The sequence below is a fragment of the Actinoplanes sp. CA-131856 genome, assembly GCF_050956135.1.
Taxonomy (GTDB): domain Bacteria; phylum Actinomycetota; class Actinomycetes; order Mycobacteriales; family Micromonosporaceae; genus Actinoplanes.
Window position 1 is genome coordinate 3,309,066 of record NZ_CP191849.1, and the last position, 23,976, is coordinate 3,333,041.

18 protein-coding genes are annotated in these 23,976 nt (G+C 70.3%); 13 read left to right on the top strand and 5 right to left on the bottom strand.

All coding sequences use genetic code 11. The features are described from left to right. The first annotated feature begins 10 nt into the window (after nt 1-10). From ACQP2X_RS15550 to ACQP2X_RS15560, 3 genes are read left to right on the top strand one after another with little or no spacing between them, the layout of a single operon-like run. Nucleotides 11-2,215: a transglycosylase domain-containing protein gene (locus ACQP2X_RS15550; protein ID WP_498697570.1), complete on the top strand. Its 2,205-nt coding sequence runs from the start codon at nt 11-13 to the stop codon at nt 2,213-2,215. A gap of 9 nt (nt 2,216-2,224) precedes the next feature. Further along, entirely contained in the window at nt 2,225-4,372 is a 2,148-nt protein-coding gene (locus ACQP2X_RS15555) for a helix-turn-helix domain-containing protein (RefSeq protein WP_498697571.1), read from the top strand. Between the two features lie 24 nt (nt 4,373-4,396). After that, the gene (locus tag ACQP2X_RS15560) at nt 4,397-5,146 is read left to right on the top strand and encodes a maleylpyruvate isomerase family mycothiol-dependent enzyme (protein ID WP_498697573.1); all 750 of its coding nucleotides are present in this window, start codon (nt 4,397-4,399) and stop codon (nt 5,144-5,146) included. Nucleotides 5,147-5,207: 61 nt separating this feature from the next. Here ACQP2X_RS15560 and ACQP2X_RS15565 read toward each other — a convergent pair whose 3' ends face one another. Next, a complete protein-coding gene (locus tag ACQP2X_RS15565; RefSeq protein ID WP_498697574.1) occupies nt 5,208-5,876 on the bottom strand; it encodes a Tat pathway signal sequence domain protein in 669 nt (222 codons plus the stop codon). A gap of 230 nt (nt 5,877-6,106) precedes the next feature. Here ACQP2X_RS15565 and ACQP2X_RS15570 point away from each other — a divergent pair, with 230 nt between their 5' ends. Together ACQP2X_RS15570 and ACQP2X_RS15575 are read left to right on the top strand one after the other, a co-directional pair. After that, the gene (locus tag ACQP2X_RS15570; RefSeq protein ID WP_498697577.1) at nt 6,107-6,724 is read left to right on the top strand and encodes a DUF6230 family protein; all 618 of its coding nucleotides are present in this window, start codon (nt 6,107-6,109) and stop codon (nt 6,722-6,724) included. A 2-nt stretch (nt 6,725-6,726) separates the two neighbouring features. After that, the gene (locus tag ACQP2X_RS15575; RefSeq protein WP_498697579.1) at nt 6,727-7,149 is read left to right on the top strand and encodes a DUF6114 domain-containing protein; all 423 of its coding nucleotides are present in this window, start codon (nt 6,727-6,729) and stop codon (nt 7,147-7,149) included. Here ACQP2X_RS15575 and ACQP2X_RS15580 read toward each other — a convergent pair. After that, a complete protein-coding gene (locus ACQP2X_RS15580) occupies nt 7,112-8,059 on the bottom strand; it encodes a DNA topoisomerase IB (RefSeq protein WP_498697582.1) in 948 nt (315 codons plus the stop codon). The two genes, ACQP2X_RS15575 and ACQP2X_RS15580, sit on opposite strands and share 38 nt — an antisense overlap. A gap of 588 nt (nt 8,060-8,647) precedes the next feature. Between ACQP2X_RS15580 and ACQP2X_RS15585 the strand changes: the two genes are divergently transcribed. Together ACQP2X_RS15585 and ACQP2X_RS15590 are read left to right on the top strand one after the other, a co-directional pair. Continuing rightward, complete coding sequence (locus ACQP2X_RS15585; RefSeq protein WP_498697584.1) at nt 8,648-10,555, top strand: potassium transporter Kup; 1,908 nt, start codon at nt 8,648-8,650, stop codon at nt 10,553-10,555. Nucleotides 10,556-10,559: 4 nt separating this feature from the next. Further along, nucleotides 10,560-11,255, top strand: a complete 696-nt coding sequence (locus tag ACQP2X_RS15590) for an HAD family hydrolase (RefSeq protein ID WP_498697586.1) — start codon at nt 10,560-10,562, stop codon at nt 11,253-11,255. 3 nt (nt 11,256-11,258) lie between these two features. Here ACQP2X_RS15590 and ACQP2X_RS15595 read toward each other — a convergent pair whose 3' ends face one another. Then, the gene (locus ACQP2X_RS15595) at nt 11,259-12,194 is read right to left on the bottom strand and encodes a DUF808 domain-containing protein (RefSeq protein ID WP_498697589.1); all 936 of its coding nucleotides are present in this window, start codon (nt 12,192-12,194) and stop codon (nt 11,259-11,261) included. 246 nt (nt 12,195-12,440) lie between these two features. On the opposite strand from ACQP2X_RS15595, the gene ACQP2X_RS15600 reads away from it, so the two are divergent. Then, the gene (locus ACQP2X_RS15600; protein WP_498697592.1) at nt 12,441-12,806 is read left to right on the top strand and encodes an STAS domain-containing protein; all 366 of its coding nucleotides are present in this window, start codon (nt 12,441-12,443) and stop codon (nt 12,804-12,806) included. 102 nt (nt 12,807-12,908) lie between these two features. Continuing rightward, entirely contained in the window at nt 12,909-13,256 is a 348-nt protein-coding gene (locus ACQP2X_RS15605) for an ATP-binding protein (protein WP_498697593.1), read from the top strand. Here the strand turns inward: ACQP2X_RS15605 and ACQP2X_RS15610 are convergent. Together ACQP2X_RS15610 and ACQP2X_RS15615 are read right to left on the bottom strand one after the other, a co-directional pair. Further along, the gene (locus tag ACQP2X_RS15610) at nt 13,237-13,530 is read right to left on the bottom strand and encodes an STAS domain-containing protein (RefSeq protein WP_498697595.1); all 294 of its coding nucleotides are present in this window, start codon (nt 13,528-13,530) and stop codon (nt 13,237-13,239) included. The two genes, ACQP2X_RS15605 and ACQP2X_RS15610, sit on opposite strands and share 20 nt — an antisense overlap. Next, on the bottom strand, nt 13,527-17,534 hold the full coding sequence (locus tag ACQP2X_RS15615) for a SpoIIE family protein phosphatase (protein WP_498697597.1): 4,008 nt from the start codon (nt 17,532-17,534) through the stop codon (nt 13,527-13,529). The genes ACQP2X_RS15610 and ACQP2X_RS15615 overlap by 4 nt, the downstream gene beginning before the upstream one ends. Before the next feature lie 201 nt (nt 17,535-17,735). Between ACQP2X_RS15615 and ACQP2X_RS15620 the strand changes: the two genes are divergently transcribed. The 4 genes from ACQP2X_RS15620 (at nt 17,736) to ACQP2X_RS15635 (ending at nt 23,819) form a co-directional block, all read left to right on the top strand. Further along, nucleotides 17,736-18,566, top strand: a complete 831-nt coding sequence (locus ACQP2X_RS15620; protein WP_498697599.1) for an RNA polymerase sigma factor SigF — start codon at nt 17,736-17,738, stop codon at nt 18,564-18,566. Between the two features lie 591 nt (nt 18,567-19,157). Next, nucleotides 19,158-19,981 (top strand): IS5 family transposase gene (locus tag ACQP2X_RS15625; RefSeq protein ID WP_498700918.1). Its coding sequence is split into 2 segments (ribosomal slippage): nt 19,158-19,487 and nt 19,490-19,981, totalling 822 coding nucleotides; the frame shifts between segments, so codons are not numbered across the junction. Between the two features lie 272 nt (nt 19,982-20,253). After that, nucleotides 20,254-22,719: an NACHT domain-containing protein gene (locus ACQP2X_RS15630; protein ID WP_498697601.1), complete on the top strand. Its 2,466-nt coding sequence runs from the start codon at nt 20,254-20,256 to the stop codon at nt 22,717-22,719. Beyond that, nucleotides 22,716-23,819, top strand: coding sequence for a hypothetical protein (locus tag ACQP2X_RS15635; protein WP_498697602.1), 1,104 nt, complete (start codon nt 22,716-22,718; stop codon nt 23,817-23,819). Before ACQP2X_RS15630 ends, ACQP2X_RS15635 begins: the two co-directional genes overlap by 4 nt. Nucleotides 23,820-23,976 lie beyond the last annotated feature (157 nt).

The window sequence follows — 23,976 nt, forward strand, 5'->3', positions numbered from 1 at the left end:
GAGACACCCCGTGCGCAAACGCGACCACCATCCTGTCGCGAATGCGGCGACCCTGCTCATCTGCGGCCTGCTCGGTGGCCTGGTGCTGGCCGCGGCGGCTTTCCCCGCCGCGGCCGTGTCGGGCCTGGCCGCCAAGGCCGGCGAGGAGACGTTCGCCAGCCTGCCCAGCGAGCTGAAGGATTTCAGCTCGCCGCAGATCTCCCGCGTCTACGCCAGCGACGGCAAGACCGAGATCGCGCAGTTCTACGACGAGTTCCGCAGCGACGTCCCGATCAAGGACATCTCGAAGCACATGGTCGACGCGATCGTGGCCGCCGAGGACCGGAACTTCTACCACCACCACGGCGTCGACCTCAAGGGCGTGGCCCGGGCCGCCGTCAGCAACTCCGGCGGCAACTCCCAGCAGGGCGCCTCGACCCTGACCATGCAGTACGTCCGCTTGTCGCTGGCCTACTCGGCGACGAGCCCGCAGGAGGTCGTCGACGCGACCAAGGACACCCCGAAGCGCAAGCTCACCGAGATGAAGTACGCGCTGCAGGTGGAGAAGGAGCTCACCAAGGACCAGATCCTGGAGCGCTACCTGAACATCGCGCCGTTCGGCAACCAGGCCTACGGGGTCTACGCGGCCAGCCAGATCTACTTCAACAAGCGGCCCAAGGACCTGACGATCGGCCAGGCCGCGATGCTGGCCGGCATGGTCAAGGCCCCGACCAGCTTCAACCCGACCGTCCCGAGCGGTTACACGCAGATCAAGGACCGTCGCAACAACTACATCCTGCCCGGCATGGTGTCGCTCGGCTCGATCACCCAGGCCGAGGCCGACAAGGCCGCCAAAGAGGCGATTCCCCGCAAGACCAAGCCGATCGGCAACGGCTGCGTCTCGGTCGCGAAGAACAACTGGGGCTTCTTCTGCGACTATTTCTACCGCTGGTGGCTGGGGCAGGAGGCGTTCGGAGCGACGTCGTACGAACGTGAGCGGCGCCTCAAGAGCGGCGGCTACCGCGTCGTCACGTCCCTGGACGTCAAGGCACAGGACGCCGCCCGCAAGCGGGTCGGGCAGAACGTCCCCGACACCAGCCGCAACGCGATCCTGCTGGCCGGCGTCGAGCCCGGCAGCGGCAAGGTGCGGGTGATGGCGGCCAACCGCCGCTACAAGCTGGACACGACCGGCGCCAACCCGCTGTCACCGGACCCGGCGCTGCGGGCCAAGGGCATCCACGGCTCGTACCCGAACACCACCAACCCGCTGATCAGCGGCGGCGGCGACATCCAGGGCTACCAGGCCGGCTCGGTCTTCAAGATGTTCACCATGGTGGCCGCCCTGGAACGGGGCTACACGCTGAGCTACCCGATCGACTCGCCGGCGCAGTACCACTCGCACTATCCGGTCGCCAAGGGCTCGCCCTCGGCCTGCGCCGGCACCAGCGACTGGTGCCCGCGCAACGCCTCGGCCAGCGAGAAGGGCGTGTTCGACATGTGGTCCGGCTTCGGCAAGTCGGTGAACACGTACTTCGTGCCGCTGGAGGAGCGGGTCGGCGCGGACAAGGTCGTCGGCGTGGCCAAGCGGTTCGGCGTGCAGTTCCGCAACGCGCAGGACGCCTCGTACGCCCAGCCCTCGTCGGCCCGGACCTGGGGCGCCTTCACGCTGGGCGTCTCGGCCTCGACGCCGCTGGACATGGCCAACGCCTACGCCACACTGGCCGGCGACGGCATGTACTGCACGCCCACTCCGGTCCAGCAGATCACCACCCGGCACAACGAGAAGCTCGACGTCGGCAAGCCCTCCTGCACCCAGGCCACCCGGCCGGACGTGGCCCGGGCGGCGCTGGACGCGGCCCGCTGCCCGGTCGGCGACTCGGCTCAGATGGGCCGGTGCGACACCTCGGGCACGGCGCCGGGCGCCCACTCCGAGATCGGCCACCCGATCTTCGGCAAGACCGGCACCACCGACCACGACAAGACGGCCTCGCTGATCATCGGCACCACGTCGATCGTGGTGGCCGGCTATATGGTCGACCCCGACTGGCAGAACCACAACGACCGGATGTCGCACGCCCTGGTCAACGCCGCGGTCATCGACACCATGCACGATTACATGAAGGGCAAGCCCAAGGTCCAGTTCAAGACCCCGGTCAGCCGCAAGGTCATCGGCGTGCAGCGCCCGGTCGCGCCGAAGAAGCCCGCGACACCACCCGGCACGGCGCCGACCCGGTAAAAATGGATCATGGAGTCGTTCGGGCCGCTGGTACGCCGGCTGCGCACCGGCGCCGGCCTGACCCTGGAGCAACTGGCCGAGGCGTCCGGCGTCACCGACCGGGCCATCAGCGACATGGAGCGCGGGGTGAGCCTGCGGCCCCGCGCCCGCACGGTCGGCGCCCTGGCCGATGGGCTCGGCCTGGCCGGTGACGAGCGGGAGACGCTGCTCGCCGCGGCCCGGGCCGGTCGCGGCGGGGCCGTGGGCCAGTTCCCGCCGCCGGTGGCCGATTTCACCGGGCGCGCCCGTGAGCTGGCCCAGATCGAGGGCCGGCCGGTCGTGGTCGTCAGCGGCGAGGCCGGGGTCGGCAAGACCACGTTCGCCGTCCGGGCCGCCGCCGCCCACCCGGCCGAGCAGCGGCTCTTCGCCGACCTGCGCGGCCTCGACACCCCGCTGACCGCGGCGGCCGTGCTGGGCCAGCTGATCCGCGCGCTCGATCCCGGCCGGCGGTCGATACCGGCCGACACCGACGAGGCCGCGGCCCTGTGGCAGACCCTGATCCGCGGCCGGAGCCTGGTCGTCGTGCTCGACAACGCCATCGGCGAGGGCCAGGTGCGCCCCGTCCTGCCGTCGCACGACGGCCCGGCGACCGTCCTGGTGACCAGCCGCCGATCGCTGGGCGGCCTCGAGGACGTTCACCGGATCCGGCTCGGCCCCCTGCCCTCGGCCGAGTCGGTGGCCCTGCTCGGCGGCATCATCGCGGCTCCTCAGGACCAACTGGAACGCATCGCCGAGCTCTGTGTGCACTTCCCGCTGGCGCTGCGCATCGCCGGCACCCGGCTCGCCAGCCGCCCCGACTGGACGGCGGACGACCTGATCGCCCGCCTCACCACCGCCGATCCGCAGGTCACGGCCGCGATCGACCTGTCATACCAGCAGCTGTCGCCCGAGGCCCGGCGCCTGTTCCGCCGGCTCGCCCTCGTGCCGGGGGCGTCGACCGGCCCGGAGCTGGCCGCCGTGCTGGCCGGGGAGCCGCTGCTGGACACCGAGGACGCCCTCGACGACCTGGTCGACCTCAGCCTGTTGCAACAGCGTCCCGACGGGCGCTTGGAGTTCCACGACCTTCTCCGGTCGTACGCCTCGGAGGCCCTCGACCGCGACGAGGGCCCGGACGCCCGGGCGGCCCTGGTCGCGCGCCGCGACGCATGGCTGCTGAGCACCGCGGTGGTGGCCGGGCGGCACTTCGAACCCGACTTCGGCCCGGACCGCGCCGGCACGACCGAGATCGTCACGTTCAGCTCGGCGGCGAGCGCGAGCGACTGGCTGCGGGCCGAGTCGGACAACTGGCTGGCCGCCCTGCGCGCGGCCGCCGGCGAGCGGGTCATCGAGGTGGCCGAGTCCCTGCACTGGTACTCCGACAGCTGGTTCGCCTGGCCCGGCTGGGAGGACGTCTTCAGCCTGTCGTGCGCGGCCGCCGAGACGCTCGGCGACGACCGCTTGCGCGCCGTCCACGAGGGCTATCTGGTCTGGGTGTACGTCGTCGTGCAGCACCGGATCGACGAGGCGCTCGAGCACGCGCGGCGCGGCCTGGACGCGGCCCTCCGGGCCGGCGACCTCCGGCAGACCGCGTGGGCCCGGTACTACGTGGCCTGGTCGCTCCAGCTGCACAAGCGCCGCCCGGAGGCGGTCGAGCTGATCAGCCAGGCGGTGGCCGGCTTCCGCGCCGCCGGTGACCGCGAAGGCGTACCGAACGGCCTGCTCATGTGGGCGAACGTCCTGGCCGACATGGGCCGCCCCGAAGAGGCGGCGGCCATCTACCGCGAGATCATCACCACGGTGGCCGACCCGGCCACCGCCCCGCCGCCACCCATCGCCGGCTTCGCCGAGGCCACCGCCCAGCAGGTCCTGTCGGACATCGAGGCGTCCGCCCGGCGCTGGCCCGAGGCCCTGCGGGCGGCCACCCGGGAGATCGAGCTCCGCGCCGGCCAGGTGGAGAACGTGGGCGCCATGGTCCGGGCCCTGACCCGCCGCGCCGCCATCCACGTCGAGCTGGGCGACCTCGAAGCGGCCCGGGCCGACATGACAGCCTTCGAGAAGCTCCGCGACCGCGCGGGCGAGCAGGTGACCGGGCCCGGCCCGGTCCGCGACCGCATCGACGAAATCTACCGCGCCCTCTGACACGGCGGCTGGCATCATCGCGGCATGCGCATCGACGAGCACCTGAAGGCTCTCCGTCACGACGGACGGGTGGTGGCCGAGGCCGCCGGCCGGGCCGGCCTCGACGCCGTGGTCCCGCGGTGCCCCGGCTGGCGGGTCCGCGACGTGCTGCTGCACCTCGGCGGCGTCCATCGTTGGGCCGCCGCCCATGTCGCGGAGCGCCGCGCCCGCCCGGTCGGCCCGGACGAGGACACCCGCTTCTTCACCCACGTCGACGACGACGAGCTGATCGACTGGTACCGCTCCGGCCACCGCGCCCTGGTCGGCACGCTGGCCGCCGCCGACCCCGCGCTCGCGTGCTGGAGCTTCCTGCCGGCGCCGTCCCCGCTGGGCTTCTGGGCCCGCCGCCAGGCCCACGAGACGGCCGTCCACCGCGCCGACGTCGAATCCGCCGCCGGCTCCCAGCCGGCCTGGCCCCCGGCGTTCGCGGCCGACGGCATCGAGGAGCTGCTGCGCGGTTTCTTCGCCCGCCGCCCCGAACGCCTGGCCTCCGACCCGCCGATCACCATCACGGTGTCGGCCACCGACGTCGAGGCGGCCTGGACGATCCACATGGACGCCACCGGCCTGCACGTGACCGACGGCGCCGCCCCGGCCACGCTGGCCCTGTCGGGTACCGCTACCGACCTCTACCTGCTGCTGTGGAACCGGATCGGCCCGGAGAAGCTCACCGCCGACGGCGACCTCGGCGCGCTGGACGCCTGGCGCGGCCGGGCCACCGTCAGATGGAGCTGAGCTACTTGCCGGTGACGGCCGCTCGCCGGGCGCATTTCGGGTGCCCGGCGAGCGCCCGTCGTCAGTTGGTGAAGACGGCCGGGGTGCCCTCGACGGTGCTGTCCAGGACCGGGGCGTAGCGGGCGGTGAAGAAGCCGGCGCCGGGGCAGGTGACCGGGCCCGACGACTTCGTGAAGGGCTGCTGGGTGAAGGTGATCGAGTTGTCCTCGTTGGCCGAGACACCGGTGATGGCGTTGCCGTCGGCCCGGTAGACGCAGGTGACCGAGCCGAGGATGGTGCCCAGGCTCAGCGTCGTCTGGATCGGTGCGGTGTCGGTGCCGCTCACCGTGACGGCGCCGGTGGCGCTGTCGACGGTGGTGGCGAACGGCGTGTTGTTCACCGTCACGCTGTTCACCCGGGTCACGCCGAAGATGTTCGCCGTGCAGGTGGCGAACGTGTGCGAGGTGACCGACTCGGTGGCGACGCCCGGCGCCTCCGGGTTGTCCACGACCGTCGCCGTGAAGGCCGACTCGGCGCACTTGATGCCGGTGGTGCCGCCGGCGGTGGTGGTGAAGTCGGCCGTCGTGCCGGTGGCGACCGAGGCGGTCAGGACGTCACCGACGGCGACCGCGGCGCCGCCGGCCTCGCCGACGGTCAGCACGGCGGAGGCGTCGGCCACGGCCGGGGTGGCGCCCAGGCCTACCGTGGCCGCGACCGCGGTGAACACGATGATGGTTCGGTACGCGCGCATGGCTTCTCTCCTCAAAGATTCGGATAAGCGCAGGTACCGACGTTGACGCTCGACTTGTCGGTTTATAGACCCGGGCGTACGTAACGTCAAGGCAACCGGGACGTAACAAAGCACGACCTGCGATCCGGGGCCGTACGACTTGACCGGTCCGCTACCCGGGAGTAACTTCGGCCAATCGACATTGACGCTCGACGATGTTAAATCGCGATTTGTCGATCTAGGAGTTGCCGATGAGAAGCAGGAGAGAAACAAGCTGGAAGCGTTTCGGCGCGATGTTCGGCATCACCGCGGCGATGGCCGCGGGCCTGGTGGCGATGACCGCGCAGGGCGTGCTGGCGGCGAACTTCTCGATCTCCGGAATGCCGTTCACGGTCACCGCCACCCAGCTCCAAGGGACCGGGTTCGAGCAGTTCGCGGCGCTGGACAACATGATCGAGGACAGCCCCAACGCCGGTGACACCGGCGGCCAGGTCGTCGTCATCGTCTCGGCCATCGACAAGGCCGAACTGACCAAACTGTGCCAGAGCGTCTCCCTCGGCGGCATGCATCTGAAAATCACCGCCGGCGACAACGGCACGCCGGTCAAGGCCGACAGTCTGGTCGTCGACTCCGACCAGATATCCGGCGAGGCCGACTTCAAGAACATCGATATCGGTCAGGATGCGAGCACCTTCGACAAGGTGAACGACCGGCGCAACGGCGGAAAGATCACCGGCGGCGAGGGCGTTTTCGGACAACAGGCCGACACCGTGTCCATCGCGAACCTGCGGCAGAACAACTACGCCACCACGGCGGCCCGGTTCACGCTGCCGCATCTGCGGATGGCCTTCACCGGCGACGGCTGCTGACGATGGGCGGGCGGTCGTCCTTCTCCCGATGGCGGCACGCCCGCCCCTTCTGGGGCGGCTTGCTGGTCACCCTGGCCGGCGCCGAGATCCTGATCTCGGTCAAGGCCCCGCTGCCGGTCGTCATCCACGTCGGTATGCAGGGACTGGCCGGCTTCCTGGTGCCGATGGTCCTGCTGTTGTGCGGCCTGCTGCTGCTGTTCAGCCCGGCCCAGCGCCTGTTCTACTCCCTGGTGGCGGCCGGCTTGAGCCTGGGTTCATGGCTGACCTCGAACTTGGGCGGCTTCCTCGTGGGGATGCTGCTGGGCCTGATCGGTAGCGCCTTGGCTTTCGCTTGGAGTCCCCGCCCCGACCCGCCGGCCGAATCCCTCGACCCGTCGACTGAGGCTCTCAATCCGCCGGCGGGCGGGCGACGACGGCGTCGCTGATCAGTTGGGCGGCGGCGCTCTGCACCGCCGGGTCGCGCCACACCACGGGGAGGCGGTCGTCGTTCAGGCGGGCGGCGGCCTCGGCGATGGCGGGGGCGATGGTGCGGCCCTCCTCGTAGGCGGTCAGCACCGCCGGATGGATGTAGGAAGCGCGGGCCACGGCGGGGGTGTTGCCGAGAAGGGCGCTCGTAGCCCGTACGGCGGCCAAGGTCTTCGATCTGGCCTTGTGATCGTGATGGGCGCCGCCCAGGGCGGCCGCGGCGAGCACGGTGCCGGCCCACGTGCGGAACTGCTTCGCGGTGGCGTCTATGCCGGTGTGCGCGTGGATGTAGGCGTTGACGTGGGCGCTGTGCACCGGCTGCCAGGAGCCGTCGGCGCGCTGCCAGGCGAGGAACTCGGCGCCGGCGTCGTCGCGGGTGATCAGCCGGCGGACCCAGGCGGCCACGGCGGGATCGGTGACCTCGGCGACGCGGTGCTTGTGTTCCTTGGCGATGTAGTCGAAGTGCACGGCGTCCCTCGTGACGCGGACATGGTCGCGGTGGAGGGTCGTCAGGCCGTACGTCTCGTTGTCGCGGGCATAGCGTTCCGAACCGACCCGGAAGAAGCCGAGGTCGAGCAGGCGGGCGGCGATGCTCAGCACCCGGTCGCGGTCGAGCGCGCGCTTGCCGCGCGGACCGGTGCCCAGCTCGGCGCCGACGTGGTCGCGGAGCTGGGGGAGAGCGCCCGCGAAATCCGGCAGGTGGGCGAACTTGTCGGTGGCGCGGGCCTCGGTCCAGGCGGCGCTGTAGCGGTACTGAGTACGGCCGGCGGCGTCGGTGCCCACGGCCTGCACCTTCGCGCCGGGGTCGGCCGCCACCCACACGTCGTGCCAGCCGGGCGGCAGCTTCAGCGCCCGAATCCGAGCAAGCACGGCGGCGTCGGTGACCGGCCGCCCGTCGTCATCCGTATATAGAACGGCCCGAGCCGAGCCGGACCCGTTCGCCGAGCCGCTTCCGCCGGCGTCCGCCCGGCCGCTCCCGCTGGCGTCCGCCCGGCCGTTCGCGGATGCACTGCCGATCGCAGACCCCGGGCCGCTTCCGCTGGCTTTGGCCGGGCCGCTTCCGGATGCTGGGCCGCTTCCACCGGCTTTGGCCGGGCTGCTCGCAGAGCCCAGGTCGCTTCCGCCGGTTTCCGCCTGGCCGCTCGCGGACGCTGAGCCGCTCGTGGATGCTGAGCCGCTCGTAGATGCTGGGCCGCTCGTGGATGCCGGGGCGGCGGACGGGGCGGACTCCGGCGGGCGGGCGTCGGCGAGGTCCGTGGCTGGTGTGCGGTGATAGCCGGGCGGGCGAGGGTGATCGTCGGGCACGACCAGAAGTGTTGCTCGCTCGCGCCGCCCCACCGAAGTGACCCAGGTTCCTAGGATGCTCTAGGTGGTGCGAGGGCGATCACGATTCGGGTCGGGCGAGTGGTGGCGACCGGTATCGTCGCGCTCGGTATCAACGGTCCTGAGGAGCGCCCCGTGTCCGCTAACTCCCATGACAGCGCGCGGCTCGCCATCGTGGTCGGCGCGCTCGGTGTGGTGTTCGGCGACATCGGCACGAGCCCGATCTACGCGCTGCAGACCGTCTTCAATCCTGAGGATCCGCATCCGGTGCCGGTCAGCGACTACAACGTGTACGGCGTCGTGTCGCTCATCTTCTGGTCCGTGATGATCATCGTGACCGTCACCTACGTGCTGCTGGCTCTGCGCGTCGACAACGATGGCGAGGGCGGCATTCTGGCCCTCATCGCGTTGTTGCGCCGCAGCGGCGCGCAGCAGGGGCGCAAGGCTGCCGTGATCCTCGCCGGGCTGGGCGTTTTCGGCGCGTCCCTGTTCTTCGGCGACAGCATGATCACGCCGGCCATCTCGGTGCTTTCCGCTGTCGAGGGTCTCAAGACCGTCGAACCGTCGCTGGGCGGGGCGGTCGTGCCGATCACCGCCGTCATCATCGTGGTGCTGTTCCTCGTGCAACGCCGGGGCACCGCCGCGGTCGGCCGCGTGTTCGGACCCGTCATGATCATCTGGTTCACCGTGATCGGCGGGTTCGGGGTGAGCGGCGTCGTCGAGAACCCCGAGATTCTCAAGGCGCTGTCACCGGCGTACGCCCTGGGCTTCCTCTCCGGGCATTTCCACATCGCCTTCTTCGCCCTGGCCGCGATCGTGCTCGCGGTGACCGGGGCCGAGGCCCTGTACGCCGACATGGGCCACTTCGGCCGCAAGGCCATCACGCGGGGCTGGCTGTTCCTCGTGCTGCCCGCCCTCACCCTCAGCTATCTCGGGCAGGGCGCGTTGGTGCTCAAGGACCAGGCGAACATCAGCAGCCCGTTCTTCCTGCTCGTGCCCGAGTGGGGCCGTCTTCCCCTGGTGCTGCTGGCCACGGCCGCGACCGTCATCGCCTCGCAGGCGGTGATCACCGGGGCGTATTCGGTGGCCTCGCAGGCGGCGCAGCTCGGCTATCTGCCGCGCCTGCGGATCGCGCACACGTCGGAGTCGTCGGTCGGTCAGATCTACGTGCCGTGGATCAACTGGCTGCTGATGGTCACCGTGCTCACCCTGGTCTTCGCGTTCCGCAGTTCGGCCGCTCTGGCTTACGCGTACGGCATGGCGGCCACCGGCACGATCACCATCACGACGCTGTTGTTCTTTTACGTGGCCGGCACCCGGCGGGCGGCCCCGCTGTGGCTGATCGGGGCCGGCGCCGGCGTGCTCCTGGCCGTGGACCTGCTCTTCGTGGCGGCGAACCTGACGAAGCTGGCGCACGGCGCGTGGCTGCCGCTGCTGATCGCGCTGACCGCGTTCACGCTGATGACCACGTGGCAGGCCGGCCGCCGCATCGTGACGGCCGAGCGCAACCGGCGTGAGGGCTCGCTGCGGGAGTTCATCGCCGACCTGCACGAGAAGCGGTCGATGACGCAGACCGTGCCCGGAACGGCGGTCTTCCTCAACCGGGGCAAGCTGACCGCCCCGCTGGCCATGCGGGCGAACGTCGAGCACAACCACGTACGCCACGAGCACGTCATCATCATGTCGCTGGAGACCCAGCCGATCCCGCGGGTGGCCCCGGAGAACCGGATCACCATCGACGACCTGGGCTACGCCGACGACGGCATCGTGCACGTGATCGCCCGCTTCGGATATATGGAGACCCCGGACGTGCCGGCCGCACTGCGCCTGCTGGAGCCCGGCACCACCGAGGGTGACCTCCAGCTGGACCAGGCGTCGTACTTCCTGTCGAAGATCGAGCTGCGCATCGGCCGCACCCCCACGATGGCGACGTGGCGCAAGCGCCTGTTCGTGGCCACCTCCTACATCACCGCCGACGCCGCGGAATACTTCAGCCTGCCCCGCGACCGCACGGTCATCATGGGTTCCCACATCGAGGTGTGATGCGTTGATCAGAGCGGTGATCGTGGATGTGGACGACACGCTGTGCCTGACCGAGGCGGCGTCGTTCGAGTTGGAGAACGAGGCTCTGGCGGCGATGGGGCGGCCGCCCATGTCGCGGGAGATTCACCTGGCCACGTGGGGTGAGACGCTGCTGGACGCGATGCCGCGCCGGTCGCCCGGGGTCGATCTGGCGCGGTTCCCGGAGCTGTTCGCCGTGCTGCATCAGCGTTATCTGGCCGAGGGGCGGCTCGATGTCATTCCGGCCGAGAATCTGGCCGCGCTGGACCAGCTGGTCGAGGCCGGGCGGACCGTTCTGCTGCTGACCTCGCGGACCGAGGTCGAGGTGCGGCATCTGCTGGAGCCCGACCATGTGCTCGCGGGGCGGGTCACCGGGGCGTACCACCAGGGGAACACGCGGTTCCGCAAGCCGGATCCGCGGGTGTTCGACGAGTTGCTGGCCGAGACGGGCTTCCGGCCGGGTGAGTGTGTCTACGTCGGCGACTCGCCGGGGGACGCGGTGGCCGCCGGTGGGGCGGGGATCCGGTTCGTGGCCTGTCTGCAGAGCGGGGTGCGGCGCCTCGATGAGTTCGATTCCCGGTACGTCACCGCGGCGGTGGACGCGTTCCCGGAGATTCCTCAGGTGATCCTGGCGACGGCCCGCGGGAGCGCGGACCGTCCCCGCGGGCTTCATCGCGCCTAGTGGTCAGTGTGCCGGCGCGGTGCCCCTTTTGAGGCGGCGCTGGGCGAAGGTGACGACCACGACGATGAGGGCGCCGACGATGAGGCCGAGGATCGCGCTGGCCACCGTGTTGACGAGCCAGCCGACGACGCCGCCGAGGGCGCCGGTGGCGTCGTGCGCCGCTTCCTCGATGTGGTGGACGAACTCGTAGAGGAAGTGCATGCCGAGCTCGTCGGTGCCGACCAGGATGATGTGGCCGCCGACCCAGAACATGGCGGCGGTGCCGACGACGGTGAGCGTGGTGAGGACCTTGGGCATGGCGTTGACGAGGCCGCGGCCGAAGCCGGCGATGGCGCCGGGCAGCTGGGAGAGGCGCAGGCCGGCGTCGTCCATCTTCACGATGAGGCCGACCGCGCCGTAGACCAGCACGGTCATGATGAGGGCGACCACGGCCAGGATGGCCAGGCGGCTCCAGAACGGCTCGTCGATGACCTCGTTCAGCGTGATGACCATGATCTCGGCCGAGAGGATCAGGTCGGTGCGCACGGCGCCGGAGATCAGCGACTTCTCGTCCTTGGCCGTGTCGTCGCCGTGCGCGTCGTGGTGGGCGACCTTGGCCCAGACCTTTTCCGCGCCCTCGAAGCAGAGGTAGGCGCCGCCGAGCATGAGGATCGGGGTGAGCAGCCAGGGCACGAACTGGCTGAGCAGCAGGATCGCGGGCAGGATGATGAGGAACTTGTTGCGCAGCGATCCGAGCGCGATCCGTTTGATGATGGGGATCTCGCGTTCGGCGGCCAGGCCCCGCACGTACTGCGGGGTGACGGCGGCGTCGTCGATGACGACACCGGCGGCCTTGGCGCCGGCTTTGGCGGCGGCGGCGCCGACGTCGTCGATGGAGGCGGCGGCGGCGCGAGCCAGCACCGCCACGTCGTCCAGCAGGGCTACGAGTCCTCCGGCCAAGGAAAACAGTCCTTCCACAACGAGGGCTGAGTGAGTGCGCGCTCATTGTTCCCCAGAAAGCTGCGAGTCATGTCACGGCCCTCGAGGTGATGGCCCGGGGAGCGCTGTCCGGGGTAGTGTGGGCTATCCGAATTGCGTCGGGTTCTGCGGCCTTTTAGCCAGGCTCTCCTCTCGGCACCGTCGCTCCTTGGCGGTCAGCACGAAGCGATCAGTTCGATCGGAAGAGCTAGCTGGAAGGGCTTTTTCATGTCTGCTCTGCCTGCCGACGACGGCCGACATCCCAACGACGACCTCGCGCAGCTCGTCATGAGCATGCGCGACGGCGACGACGTCGACACCATGATCGCCCTGCACGGTGAGATCGACATGGACAACGCCGCTCAGGTGCGCCAGTTCCTCGACGGCGTGCTCCAGCGGGAGCAGCCGCGCAGCCTGGTGATCGACATGGGCGAGGTGACGTTCCTCGGTTCGGCCGGCATCCACGCCCTCGTGCACTGCCACACGACCGCCGACCGGCTCGGCAGCCGGATGGTGATCAGTCACGCGCGCCCGCAGGTCGTCCAGGTGCTCGACATCTGCGGCATGACCGAGATGTTCCACGTGCCGGTCTGACCGCGGGTATTGATCGCGGTCGTATGGCCGCTCCGCGTGTGCCCGCCCACGCGTGGGGTACAGAAGCCGGTCATGCAGGTGCTGCGGCTACCGTTCGATCACATGACCGACAGCGCCTCGCTGCGGCAGGCCGCCCACGGATGGCTCGTCACGTGGCAGGACGGTGAGGTGGTCGAGGACGCCCTGCTGGTGATCACCGAGCTGGTGCAGAACGTCGTGCAGCACACCGGTGACGGTGGTGAGGTGGCGCTCAGCGGCGACGGCGACGTGCTCGTCGAGGTGTTCGACAGCAGCCGTGAACTGCCCCGGCTGCTCGGGCCCGACCCGCGGCGGCTCGGCGGGCGGGGCATGCTGCTGGTCGACGCGGTCAGCGACGACTGGGGCAGCCGGTTGACCGCCGACGGCAAGGTGGTCTGGGCCCGGCTCCCGGTCAAGCCCGGACCGTCGTGACGTCGTCCAGGCCCACCACCGTCAGGACCGGGGCCAGCAGCTCCGAGGCGATCAGGCGGACCCGCTCGAGGTGCGGGAAGACCACGGCCAGGCCGGCGCTGTCGATGTAGTCGACCTTCGTCAGGTCGACCACCACTGGAGCGCCGAGCGCCAGGGCGGCGTCGAGGGCGGCCGAGAAGTCGGCGGCGTTGCTCATGTCGATCTCGCCGGTGGCCGTCAGGACGGTCGCGCCGTCCGGGCCCGGTGCGGTGGCGAAACTCAGTACGGTGCTCATCGCGGGATCCTCGCTCGCAGGCCGACGACGGTGCCGGTCGCGCCGGTCGTGACTGTCACTTCGGTCATCAGCGCCCGCATCAGGCTCAGGCCGCGTCCCCGGTGCGGGTTCTCGGCGGGCTGTGGTGTCTTCCAGCGGCCGCTGTCGGTGACGGTCAGCCGCAGATAGTCGGCGGTGGCGGTGGCGATCAGGCGGATCCGGCCGGCCGGGCCGTGCCGGTGGCCGTGCTCGATCGCGTTGGCGCACGCCTCGCCCGCCGCCACCAGCACGTTCTGCGCGGTGGTGGGGTCGACGCCGGCCCGCGACAGCCAGCCCCGCAGCGCTGAGCGCACCGGGGCCAGCCGGGTCGACTCGGCCGGGAAGTCCAGCTCCAGGGGGCCGGGCTGCCGGTAGAGTAGCAGGGCCACGTCGTCGTCGTATCCGCCCTCGGGGGCCATGCTCTCCATCACCTCGGTGGCCAGGTCCTCGATCGACGCTCCGCGTCCCCGCTGGACGGTGCCGGCGACCCGCTCGATGCCGTCGGTCAGCGGCCGGCGGCGGCGCTCGACCAGGCCGTCGGTGTAGAGCAGCAGGGTGGCCCGGCTGGGCACGGTGTAGTGCGCTTCGGGGCGCCCGGCCGGGTTGTGCACGCCGAGCGGCCGGGAACGGCCCTGGTCGAGCAGGTCGATTACGCCGTCCGGGTGTGTGACCACCGCGGGCGGGTGGCCTGCGCTGGCGTACGCCAGATCGCCGGTGACGGGGTCGAGAACACCGCAGAAGACGGTGGCGCACATGGCGCCCGGCAGCTGCACGGCGAAACGGTCGAGGGCGGTCAGCGTCTGCGCGGGATCGGTGTTCTGCAACAGCAGCGCGCGGCAGGCGCTGCGCAACTGGCCCATGACGGTGGCCGCCTGCAGGCCGTGGCCGACGCAGTCGCCGACCACGATGCCGATCCGCTCGCCGGGCAGGGCGACCGTGTCGTACCAGTCGCCGCCGACCTTCAGCGGCCGCGTCGCGGGGGAGTAGCGCACGGCGAAACCGGCCGGCAGCTGGGCCGGGCCGAGGATGGCCCGTTGCAGGGCGAGCGCGGTCTCCCGCTGCTGGTCGATCTGGTATATCCGGTGCAGGCCCTGGCCGAGATGGCCGGCCAGCAGGGCCAGCAGGGTCTGGTCCTGCTCGGTGAACGGCCGGTTCTCGGCCAGCTCCACCCACAGGGCCATCGTGCCGTTCGGGTGCTCCAGCGCGATGCCGGCGCCCCCGGTGCGCTCCGCGACGGGCGTGAGCAGCGCTTTGTCCCGTACGGAAGCAAGAACTTGACGTTGACTCTCCGGCAGTTCGTCCCAGCGGGGCTCGGCGCCGGTGGTGGTCACCGCGGCCGCGCTGTCGCCGGTGAAGACGGCCGCGTAGACCTCGGTCGCCTGCCACAGCTCGCGCAGCTCCTGGAGCACGCTGCGCAGGGCACCGGGCAGGCTCTCGGCCTGGGTGAGGCGGACGCTGAGCGCGGCCAGGGCGTTCTCCCGCTGCACGGCGTAGTGCTCGGCGGTGACGTCGCGGAACGTGCCGACGATGACGCGCCGGCCCGAATCCGGGTCGCGCACCTGGTTGAACGAGGCCGCCACCCACAGCACGTGCCCGTCGCGGTGCGAGACCGGGATCGTGTAGGAGCCCCGTGTCTGATCCACCAGCAGGGCGAACGCCTCCTCCACCAGCTGGTAGCCGTCCGGATCGGACTCCCGGTCGGGCCACCAGGGGTGCACCGGCGGATAGGGCAGCCCCTCCGGGCCGTACCCCAGAATGTCGGTGAACGTGGAGTTGATCTCGATGACCGCGCCGTCCTCGTCGCAGACGAAGAACGCCTCCTGCAACGAGTCGACCAGTGCGGTGCGCCAGCGCGCGTGATGGTTACGCAGACGGGCCAGTTCGACATTCGCCCGTACGCGGGCGAGCAGCTCCGCCGATGAGAAAGGCTTCACCAGATAGTCGTCGGCGCCGGCCTCCAGACCCTCGATCGAGGCCTCCTGACCGGCCCGGGCCGACAGCAGCAGGACGGGGGTGCCGGCCGTGCGCGGATCGGCCCGCAGCGCCGCCACGAGCTGAAGGCCGTCCAGCCGGGGCATCATGACGTCGCTGACGATCAGGTCGGGCCGCCGCACCCGGGCCGCCTCGAGCGCGGCCTGCCCGTCACCGACGGCCTCCACCGAGTGCCCGGCCGAGCGCAGCAGCCGGGTCAGATAGTCGCGCATGTCGGCGTTGTCGTCGGCGACCAGCAGATTCGAACCGGCCTGCGGGGCCGGGGCGGTCTCGGTCTCCTCGCCGGGCAGCCAGCGCAGCGCCTCCTGCACGTACGTGCCGGTGGTGGCGGCCGAGACGCCGGTGTTCGTGCCGGCGGGCACGAGGGCGTCGGCCGGCAGATGCTCGGCGCCGAAGCGCAGCCGGATCGTGAACGTGGTGCCCCGGCCCAGGGCGCTGTCGGCCGTGATCGTGCCGCCATGCTGCTCGACCAGCTCCTTGACCAGGGCCAGTCCGATGCCGCTGCCCTCGTTGGAGCGCGACTGCGCGTTCTCGATGCGGTGGAAACGCTCGAACAGCCGCGGGATCTCCGCCTCGGGCACCCCGGCCCCGGTGTCGGCCACCGTCACGACGGCGGCGCCGCCCTCGCGGCGCACGGCGACGCTGATGCCGCCGGTGAAGGTGAACTTCAGGGCGTTGCTGAGCAGGTTGAGGACGATCTTCTCCCACATGCCCCGGTCGAGGTGTACCGGCTGGGACAGCGGCGGGCAGTCGACCCGGAAGGTCAGCCCGGCCCGCTCCACCGCCGACTGGAAGACGCTGGCCAGCTCGGCCGTGGCCGTGGCCAGGTCGACCGGCTCGTAGCGGGCCTGCATGCGGCCGGCCTCGATGCGCGAGAAGTCGAGCAGCGTGTTGACCAGCTTGCCCAGGCGCAGCGCGTTGCGCTGGATGACGTCGAGCTCGGCCCGTGTCTGCTCGCCCGGGTCGGAGCGGTCGAGCAGGTCCTCGACCGGGCCCATGATCAGGGTGAGCGGGGTCCGGAACTCGTGGCTGATGTTGGAGAAGAAGGCCGTCTTGGCCCGGTCGAGCTCGGCCAGCTCCTCGGCCCGGCGCTGCTGCGCCTCGTAGCTGCGGGCGCTGGCGATCCCGGCCGCCACGTGGCCGGCCGCGAGCTCGATGAAGCCGCGGTAGTTGGTGTCCAGGGCGCGATAGGGATTGAGGCCGGCGACCATGAAGCCGTACGGCGAACCGCCCTGCTGCAGCAGCGGCACGAGCAGCGCCTGGCCGACCTGCTCGGACTCGCCGCGGGACACCGCTTCGGTCGGCCACACCGAGGTGTCGGTCTTGGGGTCACCCGTCGAGGCGACAAGCCGCGGGCCGCCGTCCTCATCGAAGAGATAGGTCAGCGTGAACGGCAGATCCTGCCGGTTGCGATCGAGCTGAGCGGCCGCGAACGTGAGCATCTGCTGCTCGGTGCGGATCGCGCTCGGATCGGAGCCCAGGTCGCGCAGCGTCGCCATCCGGCGCTCGCCCAGCACCCGCTCGGTCTCCTCACTGACCACGCAGAGCATGCCGACCAGGTCGCCGTCGTCGTCGCGCAGCGGGCTGTAGGAGAAGGTGTGGTAGCTCTCCTCGGGATATCCGGAGCGCTCCACGAACAGCAGCAGCGCCTCGTCCCAGGTCGCCTGGCCGGTGGAGAGCACGGTCTCGATGCGCGGGCCGATGTCGTCCCAGATCTCGGCCCACACCTCGGAGGCCGGGCGCCCCAGCGCCCACGGATATTTGCGCCCCAGCGTGTCGCGCCGATAGGCGGCGTTGCAGAAGAAGGTCAGCTCCGGACCCCACGCCATCCACATCGGAAAGCGCGAGGACAGCAGGATGCTGACCGCGGTACGCAGACTCTGCGGCCACTGCCCCGGCTCACCCAGCGGGGTCGACTCCCACTCCACGGCGGCCAGGTCGTGACCGACCTCACCCCCACCGGCGAACACCTCCGCCGCCGACGCGTTGCTCATCGCCTAGAAGTCTCCCCGGTCGTACTTGCAGCTCAGCAAACATACCCACGCCGGCTTATCCGCCATCCGGCCGACCCGTCCTACCCGTTCGTCGCCGGTTGTCACCTGAAAAGATGAGTTTGGCCGAATGGTGATCGAGGGAATTGGTGGGCCGGCGCCGGTTCGAGGAAGGGCCGGCCACGCAGGAGAGGAGCTCGGTTCATGGCAGTCATCACCGCTTCGGCCCGCACCACCGACGCCGGCACGGCCTCTGTCGACACCGGCACGGTGTCGGAGACCAACGCCGACGGTGCCAGCGAGCTGATCACGGCGATGGCCGCGATGCCGGCCGGCCACCCGTCCCGCGCGGCCCTGCGCGACCGGGCGATCGAAGCCTGGCTGCCGCTGGCCCGCCACCTCGCACAGCGCTACAGCGGCCGCGGCGAGCCCACCGACGACCTGGTCCAGACGGCGACGGTCGGCCTGATCAAGGCGGTCGACCGGTTCGACGCCGACCGGGGAGTGGACTTCGCGGGCTACGCGATCCCGACCATCATCGGCGAGATCAAGCGCCACTTCCGCGACCGGACGTGGTCGGTGCGGGTGCCACGCCGCCTGCAGGAGCTGCGGCTGGCCATCACCGAGGCGAACAACTCGCTGACCCACTCGCTGGGGCGCGCGCCCACGGTGGCGGACATCGCGGTGCACCTGGGAGTGACCGAGGAAGACGTGCTGGAGGGTCTGGAGGGCGCCCGGGCGTACAACGCGACGTCGCTGTCGACCCCGGTCTCGGCCGACGGGACCACCGAGCTGGGTGACACCCTGGGCGGCGAGGACAGCGAGTTCGAGCTGGCGGAGACGCGGGCGGCCCTGGGGCCGGCGCTGGCCACGCTGGACGCGAGGGAGCAGAAGATCCTGACGCTGCGCTTCTACGGCAACCTGACCCAGTCGCAGATCGCGGACCAGGTGGGGATTTCCCAGATGCACGTTTCCCGGCTGCTGACGAAGGCGCTGGCCAAGCTCCGTAAGCAGCTGTCGGCTGACGTTCTCTGAGGTTTTCTTGATGGCCCGCGCCCACGGTTGGTGGGTGCGGGCCATTTTCTTGCGCTGGGACGGTGGAGGGCCGGGTGTGGCCGACCACGGCTGGCTGAGGAGCGCTTTATGCCGTGGTCGGCCACACCCGGCCCTCCACCTTGCACGGGGGTCGGTGACGGTCAGGTGGGGGTCGGGCATCGCTGGGGGTGTACGAGGGCTGGGCGGCCACCTTGTGGAGGCGTGGGTCGGGGTTCGCTGCCGCGCTGCTGTGGAGGTGTGGGAGTTCGGTCGGGCGGGCTCGGCTGGGCGGTGGGCTGGGCGGCAATTCCAGGCCGGTCGCGCGGGTTGGTGAAACAGGCGCTGAGATCGGGACATAACGCCATTCGAGTGCTCCTCCGGAGAAGTCATCGCCGAGCCCCATGCCGAGCCTCTCGGTCAGCAATGTGATGGCAACGGCACCGTGAGGGCGGCTCGCCACGCCTGCCTACCTCGGCGAAGCGCTTCGTCAGGCCTGCCGCAAGCACGGCGACGAACCCGATCATCTCTAAGACCGTGTGTCGTTTGGGGTTGTTGAATTACAAGGTCATTCGTTGACCTGGCGTGGATGACGTGGAGAAGTACTGCCCGGATGCGTTGTGGCATCTCGCCCAACCGTTGCTGCCTGCGCATCCGGAAAGGCATCAGGGTGGTGGCCGGCGGCGCACTGATGACCGGGCGATGCTCGCGGCGATCGTCTACGTGCTGGAGTCCGGCTGCTCGTGGCGCAAGCTGCCTGGGTCGTTCCCGGTGCACTGGCGTACCGCGCACCGCCGGTTCTCCGAGTGGGTCAGCCTTGGCGTGATGACCCGTCTGCATCAGGCGATGCTGGACATCCTGGGTGTCGCCGGGCAGATCGACTGGTCGCGGGCGAGTATCGACAGCATGCACGTCCGCGCGCTCAAAAGGGGAATCTGACCGGGCCCAGTCCGGTAGACCGGGGCAAGCCCGGCTCCAAGATCCACGCCATCAGCGAACGCGGTGGACTGCCTGTTCACGTGGACATCTCCGCCGCCAACCTCAACGACCACAAGATGCTGCAGGACATGGTCGACGGCCTCCGGCCGATCCGTCAGCCCGCCGGCCGCCCACGCAAACGGCCGGCGAAGCTGCACGGCGACAAGGGCTACGCCTACCCCGGATGCCGCGAATTGCTGCGTGAGCGCAACATCGTGCCGCGCATCGCCCGGCCGGGCATCGAGTCGTCGAAGCACCTGGGCCGGCACCGCTACGTCATCGAACGCTGCCTGGAATGGACCACCAGATTCCGGCGCCTGGCCCGCCGCTACGAGCGCAAGGCTTCCCACTACCTCGGATTCCTGCGCCTGGCCTGCGCTCTAATCTGCTTCCGACGCGCCACCCGGCTCAACCTGCTGGCCAGCAACAACCCCAACTGACACGCGGTCTAAGCGTTCACGAGGACGGTACCGCTTGTAGATCTCAATCGCCGGTGGTGACAGTGAGAATCCGGAGCCCGTTCACCCTCCGCACAGACGATCATGAAGCGACCGGGCCCGCGACTCTGCGGATCTGGCCGATGAACGCGGGATCCGTGATCTCGTGGCGTGCGTGCCGCGAGGTTGCGCGGCGGCTAGAGTTGCGGCTTGTGGGGGGCGTTGACACATACCGGGGGATCGCCTTTCAGCACGCGCAGGCTGTGCTGTCCGCGTTGGACGTCGTGGAGAGCGACGTGTTCGCGGCGATCCGGGTCGAGGGCGCCGACGACGTGATCGACATCGAGCTGCTGGACGCGAGCGGTAGGGTCGCCGTCGGAAAGCAGGCGAAGGTCCGGGGCGACGGGTACACGTGGGCCAAGGCCGACTTGGTTGAGCTGCTCCGCCGGTGGTCGGTGGTTGACGCGCCGCCTGATGCCTCTTTCCAATTCGTGACGGACGGCCGCTTAGGGCCCTCCGGCGAGGAGGTGAAGAACGCGCTGGCGGAGGCTGCGGCGGGTCAACACGGGTTGCTCGCCGCGCTCCTGGGGGCGGAAGCTGACGGGGAGACCGTCCGCAGGGCGGCCCACGCGACAGTCATCCAGGACCCTGGCGGCACGGGCGCGCTCCTTGCACGGGCTGAGCGGAAGGTGCGGGCGCTGCTTCCGTCCGCGAGGTCCGCTGTCGACGCGGCGGATCAGGCGAGGTCAGCAATTGACGTCCTGTTCCGGCTCCTTCTCGACCGCGCCTGCCGGCCAGCCGCAGAGGACCGGGTGGTGTCGCGCGACGAGATCTGCCAGGCGCTCGGCATCCCGGCGAGCGCGATGGCGGTCGTGCGGTGGGCCGGCGACATGCGCGCCCGGTACCTCGCTGCGCTTGTCGCGGAGGCCCCGGCTGCGGCAGTCCCGGCGAGGTTCCGAAGTGCGGAGCCATCTGGTGCGGACGACACTGTGGGCGTCGATGCTCTGCTGGCCGACGCAGCGCTGCCGGCGGCCGTGGCTGGGCCGACCGGCGCGGGGAAGTCAACTGCGGCCCGCGAGCTCATGGTTATGGCCGCCGCGCAGGGCCGCGTCGTCGTCGTGGCGCACGCGGAGACCTACATCCCGGGCCGCGTCGACGCGCTCGTTGCCGACGCCGTCTCCGACGTCCTTGGTTGCGATGTACCGACGATGACCGGCCGGCAAGTCCTCACGGAGCGAGGCACCACAGTCGTGATCGACGGCGTCTCCGAGATCCCCGAGCTGATGCGAAACGCCTTGGCCGAAGATGTCCGGGCGCCCGTCGCGGGTGGGCATGGGGCACGTCTGGTCCTTCTCGGGCGTGGGCTCGCCGCCATCCGCTCGGTACTGCCGGCGTCGTCCGATCCGCTCCTGTTCCGAGTCGAGCCCTTCGGGCGCGCGCGTAGGGGGGCCCTCGCGGAGAGCGCCGTCGGCCCCGGGGCAGACGGAGGTGCCGCCCGGGTCCTACTAGCGCGGGCAGAGGAAGCCCTGGGCGACGCCGCCGGAAATCCGATGCTGCTCGAGTTGACTCTCGGCTTGATCGCGTCGGGGGTCTCGTTCAACGACCGGGCGGCGGTGTACGCCGCGTTCCTCGACCTGCTCGGGAAGAAGACGGGCGCCATCGGCCTTGGCATCGCGGCGGTCGTGCTCGGCGCGTGTTTCGCGAGACTCTTGGACGACGGCCGCCGTTACGCGGACCCGTACACGTGGCGCCGTCTTCTCGTGGAAGAGGCAAAAGCACAGTCCGACGTAATCGGGCACGTCGACGCGGATACGGTCGACGACGCAGGTTGCAAATCCGGTCTTATCGTGCGTTTGGGCCAGTCGGAGACCGTCGTGGCGCTCCACGACTCCTTCGCGGACTACCTCGCGGGCTTGGCGCTTGGCCGCGGAGCTGTGGCGTTCCCCGCCGACGTCAAACCAGGTGATGAGGAGCGCCTGGTGTTCGCTGCGCAGATCGGCGGGATGGACCGGGCGTTCGCCGGGGTCGTCGCGGCACGGCTGCCGTTCGCGCTGCCCCGGTTCGCCGCGCTTGACCGCCGCAGCCTCGACCACGACGCCCCCGACGAGGTGACAGCGCTTTTGAGAGCCGTCATCCCGCACACCGTGTTTGCCGGCGCAGACTTGTGGCAGCGCCCCGACGGCCGCGTCGTCGCGTTTGCCGGCGCAGACAGCGGCCGGTGGCTCACCGACGGCGAGGCCCGCGCAGCGCTCGCTTCACGGCCGTGGGTGGTCGGCTCAGGGGGTCCTGTCGACCTCGCAGCCCGGCTATGGCGTCGGTGGCTTCTCGCCGTGCTCGTGGGCACGGGACGAGCGGGCCGGGCCCGTCCCCGGACGGCGGAAGAGGCCCGCGACGCCGTAGCGGCGCACGTAGCCGAGGTCGCCGCGGAGACCGACAGACTCATTCGCACCGTGCTACCGGCCGAGCACCGCGCCGCTGTCACGGCCGAGATCGGGCCGACGGGTCTCACTGGACAGATTCTGCCCTCGCCGGACAGCCTCCGCCGTGGCCACCCGAACTGGACTGTTGCGTATACGCGGACCAAGGAAATCCTTATTTCCGTCGCCGCCGGGCCCGAACTCGGCACGCGACATTCCTCGCACGCCACTCTCGACTCGCAGATCGGGGCACCTGCGTCGGTTAAGGCAGCGGAACGGGTCAAGAACAGCATCGACAGAATGACCGGAGGTCGATGGTTGTGACCACAACATGGGGTAGCGAGGCTGCGCTCTGGCAGGCGGTTGCCGAACACGCCTCGGCTTGGGCGAACCTGCCTGTCCTCCTCCGCTTCGCCGCACAACTGCCCCGCAACGCTGGGAAGCAGTCCAGCGGGCTGCCCGGGTTACTTCAGCACGTCGACGCTGGCGGCGGCATGGTCTCCTGTCCGTTGCGGCTCGGCACGAACGTGCCACAGATGCTGCCCCTCGTTCACGGCCATGCTTCGTCGGTCCCTCAAGACGTGCTCAAGATGTGGCTCGAAGACGCGAACCTCGTCGAGCGGGCTCACCGGGTCACGGTGTCGTGGCTGCGGTCGCGCCTACCCGGCTATCCGCGGTTACCGGCCCCGCACCTCGCGCGGGCGACGCCCCTGACAACCAACGAGTTCACGTGGCGGCTCACGTGGACCAGGGAAGAGCTGGTTGCTGGCTTTCAGTTCCAGAACCCGCCGGTCGACCCGCTGCAGTCGCTCGGCGCGACCGCGCAGGACGCGGCGCGCGCGAGCGAAGCGGCTCGGCGTCTCGCGGTCGCGCTCGCCGGGACGGAACAGTGGCAGCGCCTCCAGGCCGCCGATGCCGCGCTCTCACTGAGCGACCGCACCGAGCTCGTCGCGGCGCGCAAAGTGGTCGCCGACGCGTCGAAGCCGAACGTCGTCGATGCCCACGAGCCCTACCTCGCCATCCCGCGCGACGCCTACCGGCAGCAGGTCGTCGACGACGCCGTAGGGGCGCTCATGGGGCCTGCCCGCGAGTACGCGGACGCGTTCGACGGAGCCGACCGGCTCATCGAACTCGCCTGCAGTGATGTGTTCGGGCAGCTTGCCGTCTACGGCACGGTCGCGTTGAACGGTGTTACCGACCTCGCTGCCCACGCACATGGCCCTGGGACTGTGGAGTTCACGGTCGATGACACGATCCACCTGGACACCGGGTCCGTAGTCTGGCTGGACGACCCCCTGTTAGCGGATGCCCTGTACCTGACCGGCTTCAATTTGAGAGTCGACCATGTGATTGGCGCGCGGATTCGGGCAACGGGGCAAGTGTTGTTCGGGTCCGCGGCCGTGTGGTCGCGACCCGCGCCGTAACGACCGCATTGTCAACGAGCCGCAGCTGTGGCGGCGAGATAGAGCGCGGCGCGACGTCCGCTCATGCCGCCGATAAGGCGGGCACCAATCGCCCAAGGCGAGGTGGTTTCCCGTGCTGAGGCAGCGCGAAGGAGCGTCTTGGGTCGCCACCCTACGT